This window comes from Halobacillus sp. B23F22_5 (assembly GCF_043497085.1).
GTDB lineage: Bacteria > Bacillota > Bacilli > Bacillales > Halobacillaceae > Thalassobacillus.
Genome location: NZ_JBIEKI010000017.1, coordinates 42,890 through 56,584, shown reverse-complemented (window position 1 = coordinate 56,584; position 13,695 = coordinate 42,890). Strand labels below are relative to the sequence as shown.

The following is a 13,695-nucleotide window of genomic DNA, read 5'->3' as shown; positions in this document are numbered from 1 at the left end:
TCCTATATATTGTCTATTTGATTTTTGATGTCATTTTCTTGTTTCTTTAACGAGTCAATCTTATCTTGGTTTTTGTCTTTAGACTGTTTCTCCTTTTCGATTTCCTCTTGAAGGGTGTTCAACTGATCCTTAAGCTTTTCATAGTGATTAATTTTTTCATTCAATTCATCACTTTTAGCTTCGGAAGCCATTTTTTTCGCCTCTTCTACCTGGTCGAGTTTCAAATAAGAAAGTCCTTTTTCTTTATAACGTTCTGCGGACATCGGAACATCTTTTACAGCAATAACCTCGTCATAATTCCCGGAATGGTATGCTATTTCAAACTCGCCTACGGCACTCGGGTAAGAGTTTTGAAAGCTTTTAAGTTCTTCCATTCCGTGTATTTGCATAACTTGCCTAGCTAGTAGAGAAACATTATCTTCCCCGACACGTTTTAAAGCTTCTTCATAATTTTTATTCGTTACAAAGAGATGAATCAATGCATCTTGCTCAGATGCGTTAAGATTTTCTTTTCTCTTTATACGATCCACTGCCTCTTCGATGTCACCATTCAATGCTGTTTGGTATGCTTGTTTCATGGTTTTCGCATTTGCCAATTCTCCTTTCATTGTATTTAATGCCTGCGCCTGACTCGCTGCTATCATTGCTAGGGTAATGGATGAAGCTAAAGCAACCCCAAGTAAGCCAATAACCGAAATGAGAAAAGTTTTACCGCGCTTGCTTAATTTTTTCCATCCTGCAGATCTTTCTCTTTTCTGTTTCAATTGTTTTGTTATATCAACCTGATAAGAAGCCGGGGTATGAGAGGTTAATTTTTGTAAAAACCTATCTCTTTCTGTTTCTTGTTGTTGATCTTTAATTGGAGTTTGTAAGAGCTTCTGGCATATATGATCATAGATATTTGTGGTTTCTTTGGACCCTACAACGTACGTGCCATTATACAACTTATCGCCTTCCTCATTAAAAATCATGAAGTCTAGAGGCACCGGCTCTGCATTTTTCTTTTTCCATTTTGTATCTAGTTCCTCTGTCTTTTCTACAATGTCTTGGAAGGAATAAGGATGGAAACTTATGATTTCTCCATCGATTTTTGACGTGAACAGTACATTCATTTATACGCCCCCTAAAAAACTACCTGGCTGTCAATATATTCAGCAATGGCGGTAGCCCCCATCAGTACTACCAGCCCCACGGCTCCGCCAATAAACCATACTATAGAACTTTGGCGGCCTCGAACACCTCCCCATATGAGGTGATAAGCTCCTATTCCGAAAGCAATCGATGCGGAAATAATACCTAGTAATTGCATTGCCGTAAGAATAGAAGCACCTGTTGATTGGAGATTACTTATAGCAGACAGTAAAACAAAATCGGTTAGTTTCATCATTTACTCACTCCTCTTAAAAGTTTTATCTTCCTTCTCTTCACTCATCCCTTTGTAATGCAGCAATGATTTCATGACTACATCTTGATTCTCTTGAATATATTCTTGATGTTTGCCATGTAACCAATCATTGTAAGAAAGATCTTGAATAGTTAAAAGCGTTTGGACTAAATCTTTGGATTGTTTGATTTCACGATTCGTAGCTCCCATTTGGATCACCTCCTTCAATGATTTTAAACATAAAAAAAAGCGATCTTTTTTAAGATCACTTTTCTTAGGAAGCTGTTTCCTCTATAAATTCTTGCAATGCTTTCTCTTTTTCATCTTCTGAAGAATGGTCAACACTTCTTAAGGAAACGTATTCTGTTAAAGTTCCATTTTTATAAACGCCCAATGTTCCAAATTGAATATCTTTTAACCCCAAGTCCTTTAATTCCAAATTGTTCTCAAGCATCTCGGGTGATTGAGCATTAATTTCTTTCACTTTAATATTTTTAATATTTTTTTCTACCAAGTTAATACTAGCCTTTCGTTCTTCTTCATTTTCAGTACTATTAATCAAGATATAAGCTGAATCGTTATTCTCAATAAAAGTTTTCATTTCTTCTGGTGATAAAGACTCGACTTGACCAGTGGCTCCCTGAGCTCCGCAGCCTACAAGACCTATGGCCAATATTAATCCAGCCAAACCACCGATCCAATGTCTTTTCATCAGATCCTTCCCTTCTAGAGTGATTTGTATAACGATTCTAACACCTACTTAAACATAAATCCACATTGTGGAAAGAAATATAAGAGATTCATTCAATTGTTTTATAATAGATTGTTTATGGCTAGATACAATCAACCCTATGCAGAGACTTTATAGCGTTCTGCAATGCACAACGTTTCTAGCATATACGAAGAACTTTATGTATCTAGGTCATGCTATTCAAAGTTTCATCGACAATAGCCTCACAATAAATAGAAAAACCATTATTGATACAACGCTTTACCGGTCACTTGGTGCGTTTCACGTCACACGCACCGAACGCTCATCGACTATTAGGAAAGTTCTGTGACCTTTCTTTTCCTAACATAGATATGTAATTTTCAATGTTCAATAGGTGCTGTTCAAGCACGTATTAAAATCGTTATATTTTATCTTACTGGTTTCAATTCACTCATAGGGTTTTTCCGTTTAGCAATTGTCTTGAAATCTTCATTTTTCACGGTACGAATTCGATAATAGATACTGGATAGCTTTTCAGTAGCGCCATTTTTATCTATCGCCCAAATGCCATGAACATCATATACTTTTCCTTCAAAAGTTTTTATATTATCTGCTTGTGAAGCAATATCATAATAGGCGATACGGTGTGTACGGGATGTCTTCATATAACTTCCTCCCTTTAATTAATTTCATGTATCTACCACTACCCTCAAATTCGTTTTTTCTAATAATACATCTTTAGCAGAGTATTCATTTTGTCGAATGGATTCAATGTCGTTTTCAGAAAGGTTATATCTACCATTAATTGTTTCAATGATCTCTTTACTAGACTTATTTAGCTTAATTCCTAACTCAATAGTTCTTGCTGTATCTTCAAAGCTTGGTTGTTTTTTCTTTTGGCGTCCTTCGTGCTCATCCCGTTCTTTAAACCAATCAGGCAAAACTTCTTGTTTAGTCGAACCTTTAGATGATTGTTCTCTATATCGCGTTTTATTTTTATGTGCAATTTCTTCGGCTTCTGCTTGTTCTATTGTTCGTATACCTTTCTTAAGCCAGGATCTAAGAATGCTCTTTACGTATCCCCATGAAGCTTTATTACGGTACAGAGCGCGTTTCATAGCTTCCATTACCAATGGATCACCAAGTTCTTTGCCCCAGATCACTATTTCTTCAGAAATCTTAGGTGGAGTTACACCGAAGTTATTTTGATAAAATTGAATGGCCTCACCAACCGGTTCAGAAGTAGTTGTAGTAATAAATTCTTTTACATTCTTAACTTCTTTAAGTTCTTGTTCATTCTTGTATGTGTCTTTTTGCTGTCCTGCTGATGTCAGAGAGTTGTCGTTATGATGTTTATCTGTTGTGGTTTTGTTGTCGTATTCTTCATCATTCGATTGATAAATTGCCCAGTTATCAACGGTTATTACACTATATTTGTTGGTGGAATGAATAGATATTACTCCATCTTCCTCTAGAATTTTCAAGTAATCACGCACCGTAGATTCTTTCATATTTAATTCAGATGAAGCTTTTTTACGGCCAAATATAAATTGTCCAGGTTCAAGTTCTACCTTTTGCCTACCCACTCTGGAATTGGTATATTTATGACTTGATTTTGTAAGACAATAAATAAATATCTTTAACAACTTTTCATTTTCAAAAATTTCACTATGCAGAATTTTTCGATGAAGCTTTAGCCATCCATTCATTATTTCCACCACCTATTTAAGGAAAGATGATTAGCATTAGGTTAAATATCCCTGTGATTGTAACTCGGAGTGATGATCTTCCCATATTTGTCTCCAATTTATATTTTGCGTTTCACATATAATAGCTAAATATACAACTGACCAATGAACTACATCCACAAGCTTATTAGCAGAAGTTCGTATATCTTTTTGCTGCATCGATTGAGCCAACTCTGTATTAAAATTAACTTTTAAAACAGACTCAAGTGCTTCATTTAAAACCTCTTCTAATACTGATTTCACACTGCTTGGGTTGTTATCAGCAGCAGGACCATCCAATTGGGTTACACCCCACCCAATGTATTCATTTGCTGCTTCAAGTGCAATCCAAGGATCATTATAATTATCGATGAATCGTTTTGTTAAGCCTGGCTGTACCCTACGTTTTCCATTTTCTTGCTTACTTACAGATTCTCTAGATTGAAAAGTATCAATTGAAAGTTGCTCTTGTGATTTTCCTATTCGGGCTCTTGAATCCTGCAAAGTTTTTGCAACACGGCTTTTCTTCATATACTCAATCCTTTTTGTCCCTATTTGTGTACCTAACTTTTTAAAATTTTGTATTAAACTAAAGTCAAATTGCTTGATCTTGATAATTAGATTCTTGCTCTTTTATCCATGAATCTATTGTCTCTTGAGAAAAGAAAATTCTACGACGAAGTCGAAAATGTGGAATTTCATCTGTCCGAACCATTGTATAAATCGTATCTTTACAAACACCTAAATAGTCAGCAACTTCAATTACGTTCATTGTCCGCCTATTCACTCTTAACAACCTCCTTCACTTTTCCCTTGGACGATTCGTCCAAGTAATGATTAAAAAAAAGCTCATCTACTGTGTGGTTAAGGGTATTAGCTATTTTTTTTGCTAGATTAATTCCTGGTGTCCTTTTTTCTTGTTCAATCTTGTAGTAATAAGATGCAGAGATACCAACGATAGTTGCTAGATTTTCTACATCTGTATAACCTTGTTGTAACCTGACTTCCCTTAATTTTTCTCTCATTTTAACACCTCCCCACTTTGGACGAAATGTCCTGTTAACTATATTTTAGTGGACGATTTGTCCTAAGTCAACACTTAATTATCCATTATGTCCAATTTTGTTTTAGTAATTGGACAAATAGTATAAAATATAAATAGACGGAGGGGTTTATATGGCCTTTAGTGATAGATTAAAAAGCTTAAGAGAAAAACAAAAAGTAAGCAGAGAACAATTAGCACAAACCATTGGTGTGTCATATTCTACAATTGCAAAATACGAAAGTGGAACACGGGAACCAGACTTCAAAACGTTAGATAAAATGTCAGACTACTTTGAAGTTACAACCGATTATTTATTAGGGAAATCAGACTCCCCTTCTATAAAATACTCAAGTAAGCAGAAAAGCCATGATTCAATAAATGAAATAAATAGTCTCTTAGAAAAATACGAAATAGATGATATGGCTTTTTTTGATATAGAGAAATGGAAAGCTATGGGACCCGAGCAACTACGTGAATTAGAAAGTTACTTTCAGTATCTAGTTCAAAAATCCAAGGAACTTGATAAAAAAGATAAATAACATACTTTTAAACAAAGAGATAACTCCCTTGAGTTGGAAGTTATCTCTTTTCACATTAATTACCAATATAGGAATTTGAACTGCTTTTTTCAATATTCCTGCCCTTCTTATTTACCTAACAATTAAAATAAACAAAATAGTGAAGACCATTAAAACGTCCTTTGGTTATTGCCACGAAACAAATAAAAAGAAATCTTTGCCAACAGAAAGATTACTCCTAAAAAGATACTGGTTCGGCCACGTTAATTCGCGCCAGTTGAACAATCATGCACTACGAATGTAATGATTCAGCGCAAATCACCTGGCTTACTAAATCGACTTAATCTCTGGCAGTGAATATTGAAAATGAGACAACAATGCCCCCTCTGTCACTCAGAGGGGGCTATTCAGCTCATTTATTGTTTAACAAACTTTGTATTTCAGCTTTATTGTTTTCAAAACCGATGAAGTTTTTTACCAGTTTTTTATTTCCGAACAACCCTTTTTTATAAAAGGCAAATAAAGGCACAATCCTGTTACCTGATATTTGCCTCATTTCCTCTTCGAAACTCGGGTGTTCCCCGACATCTTTGTGCTGGTACGCAATACTCTTAGAAGCGAGATATTCTTTGGCTTCCTGACAGTCCGAGCACGTCGGGCGGGTATAAAGCTCAAGTTCCAAGTTGTTTTTCATTACTTTTCACACTCCTTCTGTTACTTATTGTCTATTTCCTTTTCACCTTATAACTCAAACAGTAGAAGGTTTGAATTTTTTCAAACGTAATGCGTTAAGCAGGACGGAGACGGAGCTGAAACTCATCGCTGCTGCTGCAATCATCGGGTTCAGCAATGGTCCTCCAAACAAGTATAGGGTTCCCATCGCAATTGGGATGCCTGACACGTTATAAGCGAATGCCCAGAAAAGGTTTTGTCTAATATTTTTAATCGTCGACTTACTCAAGTTGACGGCCGTGGGCACATCCATTAAGTCACTTCGCATCAGAACAATATCCGCAGATTCCATCGCAACATCGGTCCCAGAGCCAATGGCAATCCCGATATCTGCCTGGGCCAGTGCAGGCGCATCATTAATGCCATCTCCGACCATTGCGACTTTCTTTCCTTCTTCCTGCAGTTTCTTCACTTCAGCCGCTTTATCCTCCGGCAGCACTTCACTTAAGACACGGTCGATTCCTACTTGCTTGGCGATTGCGGCCGCTGTAAGTTTGTTATCCCCAGTAATCATAGCCACTTCCACACCCATGTCATGGAGTTTTTCAATTGCTTTGACACTTGTATCTTTGATGGTGTCTGCTACCGCGATAATTCCTGCCAACTGTCCATCAATCGCAACAAACATTGGTGTTTTCCCTTGATTGGCCAGTTGATCAGACTTCACAGCAAAGTCATCCAAAGCTATTTGGTTATCAATCATTAACTTCCTGTTTCCTAATAGGACGTTACTGTCTTCGATGGTCACTTTGATGCCATGTCCAGGAATGGCATTGAAGTTTTCGACCTTTTTAAAAGTAAGATTGCTTGCTTCTGCACCCTGCACGATTGCTTCACCAAGCGGGTGTTCTGATCCTTTTTCAGCCGATCCCGCCAGGGTCAATAACTCTTCTTCTGACATATCTTCCTTGGCGGGAATGATGTCCGTAACTTTCAGTTTGCCTTCTGTGATTGTACCCGTCTTATCAAATACAATGGTTTCGATTTCGTGGGTCGTCTCCAGGGCTCCACCACTTTTGATTAAAACACCATTTTCCGCACCTTTACCGGTACCAACCATAATTGCAGTGGGAGTTGCTAAACCAAGCGCACAAGGACAGGCAATGACTAACACGGAAATAGCGATGGTAAACGCGAACAATCCAGTCTGGCCGCCAACGTACCACGCTAACCCCGAAACGATTGATATAACAATAACAATCGGAACGAAATAGCCAGAAATAATATCAGCCATTTTAGCAATCGGTGCTTTAGATCCCTGAGCTTCTTCCACTAATTTAATGATTTGTGATAAGGCTGTATCCTTGCCTACTTTGGTAGCTTTATACTGGATGGTTCCATTTTTATTGATGCTCGCTCCGATGACATTGTCGCCTGCAGCTTTCTCGACCGGCATACTTTCTCCAGTCAGCATCGACTCATCCACGGATGTCGTTCCTTCGACAACAATACCGTCGACCGGCATCTTTTCACCAGGCTTAACTATCAGGATATCGCCTTCTGTCACTTCATCTACGGAGATTTCCACTTCTTTTCCGTCTCGCACAACGATCGCGGTTTTTGGAGCCATGCCCATCAATTTTTTTATGGCCTCTGAAGTTTTTCCTTTCGATAGTTCTTCAAAATACTTCCCTAACGTAATCAATGTCAAAATGACAGCTGCGGATTCGTAATATAAATTCATCGTATAGCTTGCATCTCCCATTAATACGAAAATCGTTGCGATCAAACTATACAAGTAAGCCGCATTTGTTCCTAATGCAATCAAAGAATCCATGTTCGGGTGACCTTTGAACAATGTCTTGAAGCCTACAGTGAAGAAGCTTTTCCCTAAAATCATCACCGGGGTGGTTAGTATCAACTGTGTGATGACAAAGTTGACCGGATTCACCTGTGGGTCCAGGAACCCTGGCAATGGCAGTCCGATCATATGCCCCATCGAAATCAGAAGTAATGGGATGGTAAATAATCCAGACAGCCAAAAGCGACTCCACATGTCTTTGATATGCTGCTCTTTTTTCTCTCGGTCTTTATCCACAGAGCTTGTTGCGTCAATCTCTTCATGCGCTTCATAGCCCACATCAGCTACTGCATCTTTAATATCTTTGACAGATACGAAAGCTGGATCGTACTGGATGACCATTTTTTCCGTTGCCATATTTACGTTGGATACGATGACGCCTTCGATCTTTCTCGTCGCTTTTTCTACCGATTGAACGCATGATGCACACGTCATCCCTTCGACGTTGAACGTCTTGGTTTCCGTATCTGTCAAGGCTTTGTATCCAGCTTGTTCCACGGCTCCATATATTTCTTCCAGAGAAACCGTGCTTTCATCATAATCCACTTTCAACTTTTCGGTAGCCAGGTTGACGCTTGCTTCGTTCACACCTTGCAGCTTGCCGGTCGATTTCTCAACGGATTGTGCGCATGATGCACACGTCATTCCTTCTATAGTCAATGTCTTTTCCATACGGTCTTCACTCCTTTTTTCCTGTTAGCAATTCATGTTGTGGTTTTCTCTACACTTACATTGACCTGGCACACAATTACAGGCCACTTCGTCGACTGCCTCATCTTTCTTCTTTTCTAAAGCAGTTTCCAGCAGTTCGATATCTTTATGACTTAATGTAACTTCTGCAATCATGTCGGCAATTGTTTTCCCTACACCTTTACTGCATATTTGATCGAAGAGACGATCTGTAACGCTTTTCACACTGTCTTCTTCACTGATGGCAGCCGAATAAATATACTTATTACCTTTCGGCTCCGTATTCAGGATGCCTTTTTTCACGAGCCGGCCAATAAATGTTTTGGCAGTCGCCGGCTTCCAATCTTTTTTTTCCTGTAAAACTTGAATGATATCTTTACTTGTAGCCTTTTCAAGCGTCCATACCACACGCATTACTTCCCATTCCGATTCCGTAATCTCTGTCTTTTCTTCTATGGCCATTGGAATACCTCCATTTTGTTTACAAATGTAATCGATTGACTTTAGTTTACAACTGTAATCGATTTTTGTCAATAGTTTATGCTCTTTTTAAATATTCAACCCTAGTTTTTGTCTGTTTCCATTAAAAAAGTGCCTGCCCTCGCTCGAGTAATGTGTGAACTCGTTGGAGGGCAGGCACTTAGCCAGTGCTATTATTTTGTTTCGTCTATAAAAAGCCGCCGTCTTTTTTATTTTCTTAACCTGTTCCATTTCTTTTATGGAGATCATACTAGCTTCACCCGGTTAGTCGGACTTTTTGGAGTTAAGGCAGTATGTCCATGAGTTAGGGAGGTATATGATTGAGGCAGGGCATTAAAAGGTCGGCATCAGTCACTCCCTCCTGCCAGTAACCGAGGGCAAAATAAAAAGCCCCTGACCGTTGCAGCATCAACAGCCAGAGACATTTAGAACTTAGTGATTCCGATTGGGCTCGAACCAACGACCTCCCCCCTGTCAAGGTGGACAACTGAATAATAATGGTTGTGATGAACTTAGATAAAAACCTATTTTATCAGTTCTTTCTCCGATTGAGTTAGGGTTAAATAGGATTGTTTTGTAGTTTTTTTAACCAATTTGGGCAACAACTCGGCGACAATTTGGCGACAATATATTCACTAGCCCACAAATTTTGTCCTATTAAATTAAAGGATGTATATCTCCCTTTTAGTAATAAAGTAAGCTTGGATAAATGGAAGTAAAAAAGTTTTACTTGTCACAAGTTAAACATGTTTTTAAATGTCTGATAAGTCTCTTCCTGCTCTATTCGTGAACTCTCTGGAGCTGTGTCTTTGATGAGTTTATCCATTAAGGCAAGATAACGATTGAGAATCATCATTTGCTGTAGGGCCATATGAATATGAATGTTACGGACATTTTCAGCTTTCATCCTTAGCCCTGAATTGAAATTTTTATTAGCCATCGTTTCGGCAGTAGTTGCAAGTTCTGTAAGCATATTCTCCTGACTTATGCCTATAGAGCTTTGTTGACAGTTTATTTCAACAGGCTCCCATTTATGTAAGTCATTGACTTCGATGGTTTCATTTTGAATCGGATTCATAAGAGCAACCATCACTTTCACATGGTTTTGCATGATCATGTATTGTTCTGTCGCTACTTGTTTGACCTCTGTGTTTTGAATGCTACATATATACGAGGCTAATTTATCCATTTCAGCTTTATGAACAGGCAGGTGTTCAGCCATTAAACTTAAGTCTATCATTTTAAGAATCATAAAAGTCATCCCTCCTTACCTTCATGTTTATTCCTTTTGAAATAGAATAATGACTGAGAAAGAGTTCACTGTTTGAAATAACGCATGTTCTTAGGACTATAGAGAAAAGATTAAAAACTTGCTGAAAATAAAGTAAACCTTCCCCTCCATATAAAAAGTGGAGGCGGGACCATATAAGTTCTATTGGCCACTATGATTTCTTCCATCGATCCTAGAAACCTTATATGAGCATATAAACTATTTATTCTTCTATGAATACAGGAAAATCTCTCTACCATTTAGTAATTTCTTTTAATAGATTTGCATAAGCTAGACTATTAAAGGTTATGGTGGGAGATGAAAAAATGCTGTCCAAAATTACTGGTCATTATGTCCGAGAGGGCGGGGAAATCTTATTATGGTTGTTATTATCATTTTTTATAACTGGTCTTCTTCTATCTGTTTTGGTCACAAACCATGGGCTGAAAGCATACTTATCCTCAACCATCGTACAATCGGTTTCCAAAGCTTTTCCCAGTGAGTCATTTCTTTTTCTGATGGCGCAGGAAATCACTCCGTTAAGGTCCCACACTCCCGATCAACTAGTTAGTGAATTTAATTTATTGAAAACAGCAACCAATGTGGAATTAGGGGATATCCGTACCTTGTTGGGGAGGGAAATCCCGGGTCTGGGAAACTATCATACGGAAATCGCGATTGCCGGCAAGGGAACAAATATCAGTAATCTACCGATAGAATCTCCTCCGCCTAGTGATACACAGTTGGACGGCCGAGAAGTGAACCAGGAAGAATTGGACGCTGCTAACGAAGAGAAAGAGGAGAAAAACAGGGAAGCGCCGGTGATTGAAAACAAGTCCGTCCTTATTTATCACTCACATAGCTGGGAGGCATTCAACCCCTTATTACAAGGAGACTCCAACGAAGGTGCAGCGAGCACGAATAAAAATGCTAACGTGATTGCTGTGGGCAGTAAGCTGAAAAAAGAGTTGGAAATGAGAGGTGTTGGGGTGGACCATGATACCACTGATGTGACAAAGGGCTTGAAAAAAAGAGGTTGGAATTATAATCATTCTTATGACTTCTCGCGGGAACTTGTACAGGAGGCTATTTCCCAGGAGGACCATATCACGTATTTGATTGATATTCATCGAGACTCTCAACCAAAAAAGATAACGACACAGACGATTAACGGTATTGATTATGCCCGTCTCTTTTTTATCGTAGGGAAAGAAAATGAGAACTTTGAAAAAAACCTTGCAATTGCAACAGAAATCAATGCAGAACTTGAACGGCATTATCCAGGAATCAGTCGCGGGGTATTTATTAAAACGAAGATGGAAGGCAACGGTGTTTACAATCAGGATTTAACCGAGCGGGCGATGCTGATGGAGTTTGGAGGAGTTGATAACAACCTCACCGAATTATATAATTCCATCGAAGCATTTGCTGAAGTATTTTCCGAGTACTATTATGGAGAAGCGGAACCAGTCGATGCAAGCTCCAATTGAAAAAATAGGAGGGTGTTTTTTCATAATACCCGATAATACCCTTCTATTTTTACTATTTATCAAGTAAAGTACTGCGCTGTTGTAACCATCACAGCAACTAAAAAGAATACTGTTCCAGCGAAAGTTATAAAAGCGTTCCGTGTTTCTTTATTTTGCAGTTTTTTATATTCTTTGTAGGTAATCTCCTTCTTGGCAAATTTTAAACCGTTCGGATTAAGGGCGACCTGATAAAAGGCACCATCCTCGCCCTTTAACGTTACTGTAGTTATTCGTGCATGGCCACCGTCTGCTTCCCTGGCATAATTACTTTCGGTCAAATTTGTTTTCACCAATTCATACAGGGAGTTTTCTTGTATTTTTTCATAGTATTCATATGCTTCCTGTTCGATAAAGTTTGTAGATATACAAATGATAATTCCCGCTTTCGCTAGTAATTTAATTAGTCAAGTTATAGGCAATTCCTTTTGTGTTGCACCATATCTTCTACCTTGCAGTATTTTTTGCACTAATGCAGCTTTATTCTATCATATGTATGCTTTTCATTATTGTTAATCTTATTGGAATAAAACAGGTTGTCTTTTTATACGTTGCCTCTAATGTAAATGCCATCAGCAAAAAGGGCTGTCCCAAAGCCTTCCATAAGACTTACTGGGTCAACCCTTTGTTACTGACTAATGATGACCTCCGCCATCCTCCTGCTCTATTTCTAATTTATTATCAATAATTCCCTGGGTTTCATAGGAAATATCATCAAGAATACCCACAATAAATCCATGATTATATGGTCCTTCCATGGGGCTCTCTTCAAAAGTAGGTTTTACTTTCGCGAGATATCTGTCCATGTTCTCTGTCATTTCACCTTTATCTAAAATCAGTAATGGTGCATGCTTGCCCAGGTGCGCTAGTGGTGCAGTGACTAGTGGGAAATTCGGCGTTTCTGATGATACAAACGCTAACCCATGGCCTGGATCAGTGATTCCCCAGCCGAATCCGCTTTCTTCATCTTTGAACTGGGTAAATGCCAGGGAAGCTTCACTTGCGTTCTTTCCATCGATTCTTGTCACATTCCCTAACTCCTTCAGTTCCTTTTCTACCTTTTCAGAAACGACTGAGGAAGGGCCTAAAATATACATATTAGGTTCTTTTCTCTTCATAATTGCTTTTTTTGTAGATTCAGGTATTTCGTCTTCTGTAACATATAGTACAGGTTCGGGCATGTGGGCGATCCAATACGTAGCTATCATTGAAAATTCCTTCGCTTTATCGTCAGAAGAAACGATAATGATGCTTTCCGGTAATTCTCCTGAAACCTCGGCATAGAATCGATCAATTTCTGCTGCAAAGCTTGCCGGGTTATCATCATTTATTTGATCGATAGAATAATCTTCGAGAGCATCCAATACATTTTCTGAGACATTCCCCATCACTTTCACCTGGGTTCCTTCACTGTTGCCTTTCGGCTGCAGACGTTGGATTTCATTCATCGTCGATTCAGGAATAGAATTGTCATTGATTAATAGAATCGGACCGTTGTTCGGATGATGGATTAAATCCGCACTTGCCAAAGTCAGTTGCCAGCTGTCAACTGCAGAAAGAATAATGGTCCCAGGGCGATTTTCTTCATGTGTTGCCGGCCATATCAACTGTGAGGTCATGACTGCTAATTCCACTGGGTCACTTTCATCCAATCTGGTAATGTTCTTAGTGCTTAAATATTTCAGGTTGTCCGTTGCTCGTTCATTATTTTTCTTTGGTATCCCTGCGAACTGTTCTTTTTGATGGTCTAGTTTTATCATTTTATCACCTCTTAAAATTGATAAGTTTATAGATTATATATAACCTCTTA

At 38.4% G+C, this 13,695-nt stretch carries 17 protein-coding genes; 2 read left to right on the top strand and 15 right to left on the bottom strand.

The features are described from left to right. Positions 1–2 precede the first annotated feature (2 nt). The 9 genes from ACGTN9_RS17410 to ACGTN9_RS17370 all read right to left on the bottom strand — a co-directional run bounded on the left by ACGTN9_RS17410 (position 3) and on the right by ACGTN9_RS17370 (position 4,848). Positions 3–971 carry a hypothetical protein gene (locus ACGTN9_RS17410; protein ID WP_499595147.1) on the bottom strand — a complete coding sequence of 323 codons (969 nt, stop codon included), beginning with the start codon at positions 969–971 and terminating at the stop codon, positions 3–5. Between the two features lie 152 nt (positions 972–1,123). Continuing rightward, the gene (locus ACGTN9_RS17405) at positions 1,124–1,387 is read right to left on the bottom strand and encodes a hypothetical protein (protein ID WP_499595144.1); all 264 of its coding nucleotides are present in this window, start codon (positions 1,385–1,387) and stop codon (positions 1,124–1,126) included. Further along, entirely contained in the window at positions 1,388–1,594 is a 207-nt protein-coding gene (locus ACGTN9_RS17400; protein ID WP_499595142.1) for a hypothetical protein, read from the bottom strand. 64 nt (positions 1,595–1,658) lie between these two features. Next, positions 1,659–2,096 (bottom strand): hypothetical protein, encoded by a 438-nt coding sequence (locus tag ACGTN9_RS17395; protein ID WP_499595140.1) that lies wholly within the window; start codon positions 2,094–2,096, stop codon positions 1,659–1,661. Positions 2,097–2,524: 428 nt separating this feature from the next. After that, a complete protein-coding gene (locus ACGTN9_RS17390; protein WP_499595138.1) occupies positions 2,525–2,761 on the bottom strand; it encodes a hypothetical protein in 237 nt (78 codons plus the stop codon). 24 nt (positions 2,762–2,785) lie between these two features. Beyond that, positions 2,786–3,805 carry a DnaD domain-containing protein gene (locus tag ACGTN9_RS17385; protein ID WP_499595136.1) on the bottom strand — a complete coding sequence of 340 codons (1,020 nt, stop codon included), beginning with the start codon at positions 3,803–3,805 and terminating at the stop codon, positions 2,786–2,788. Positions 3,806–3,841: 36 nt separating this feature from the next. Next, positions 3,842–4,354: a helix-turn-helix domain-containing protein gene (locus tag ACGTN9_RS17380; protein WP_499595134.1), complete on the bottom strand. Its 513-nt coding sequence runs from the start codon at positions 4,352–4,354 to the stop codon at positions 3,842–3,844. Between the two features lie 64 nt (positions 4,355–4,418). Next, a complete protein-coding gene (locus ACGTN9_RS17375; protein ID WP_499595133.1) occupies positions 4,419–4,610 on the bottom strand; it encodes a helix-turn-helix domain-containing protein in 192 nt (63 codons plus the stop codon). After that, a complete protein-coding gene (locus tag ACGTN9_RS17370; RefSeq protein ID WP_499595132.1) occupies positions 4,603–4,848 on the bottom strand; it encodes a helix-turn-helix transcriptional regulator in 246 nt (81 codons plus the stop codon). Before ACGTN9_RS17370 ends, ACGTN9_RS17375 begins: the two co-directional genes overlap by 8 nt. A gap of 151 nt (positions 4,849–4,999) precedes the next feature. Here ACGTN9_RS17370 and ACGTN9_RS17365 point away from each other — a divergent pair, with 151 nt between their 5' ends. Continuing rightward, entirely contained in the window at positions 5,000–5,407 is a 408-nt protein-coding gene (locus ACGTN9_RS17365) for a helix-turn-helix domain-containing protein (RefSeq protein ID WP_499595131.1), read from the top strand. 391 nt (positions 5,408–5,798) lie between these two features. Here the strand turns inward: ACGTN9_RS17365 and ACGTN9_RS17360 are convergent, their stop codons facing one another. The 4 genes from ACGTN9_RS17360 to ACGTN9_RS17345 form a co-directional block, all read right to left on the bottom strand. After that, positions 5,799–6,080 (bottom strand): glutaredoxin family protein, encoded by a 282-nt coding sequence (locus tag ACGTN9_RS17360; RefSeq protein WP_499595129.1) that lies wholly within the window; start codon positions 6,078–6,080, stop codon positions 5,799–5,801. A gap of 54 nt (positions 6,081–6,134) precedes the next feature. After that, positions 6,135–8,591 carry a heavy metal translocating P-type ATPase gene (locus ACGTN9_RS17355; RefSeq protein WP_499595126.1) on the bottom strand — a complete coding sequence of 819 codons (2,457 nt, stop codon included), beginning with the start codon at positions 8,589–8,591 and terminating at the stop codon, positions 6,135–6,137. A 24-nt stretch (positions 8,592–8,615) separates the two neighbouring features. Beyond that, complete coding sequence (locus ACGTN9_RS17350) at positions 8,616–9,071, bottom strand: CopY/TcrY family copper transport repressor (protein ID WP_499595123.1); 456 nt, start codon at positions 9,069–9,071, stop codon at positions 8,616–8,618. 751 nt (positions 9,072–9,822) lie between these two features. Further along, positions 9,823–10,341, bottom strand: coding sequence for a hypothetical protein (locus ACGTN9_RS17345; protein WP_499595120.1), 519 nt, complete (start codon positions 10,339–10,341; stop codon positions 9,823–9,825). A gap of 344 nt (positions 10,342–10,685) precedes the next feature. Here ACGTN9_RS17345 and spoIIP point away from each other — a divergent pair, with 344 nt between their 5' ends. Continuing rightward, positions 10,686–11,849 carry a stage II sporulation protein P gene (gene spoIIP / locus ACGTN9_RS17340; protein WP_499595118.1) on the top strand — a complete coding sequence of 388 codons (1,164 nt, stop codon included), beginning with the start codon at positions 10,686–10,688 and terminating at the stop codon, positions 11,847–11,849. Between the two features lie 59 nt (positions 11,850–11,908). On the opposite strand, the gene ACGTN9_RS17335 is transcribed toward spoIIP, so the two are convergent. Beyond that, positions 11,909–12,166, bottom strand: coding sequence for a hypothetical protein (locus tag ACGTN9_RS17335; protein ID WP_499595115.1), 258 nt, complete (start codon positions 12,164–12,166; stop codon positions 11,909–11,911). A gap of 354 nt (positions 12,167–12,520) precedes the next feature. Next, positions 12,521–13,645: a cell wall-binding repeat-containing protein gene (locus tag ACGTN9_RS17330; RefSeq protein ID WP_499595112.1), complete on the bottom strand. Its 1,125-nt coding sequence runs from the start codon at positions 13,643–13,645 to the stop codon at positions 12,521–12,523. Positions 13,646–13,695 lie beyond the last annotated feature (50 nt).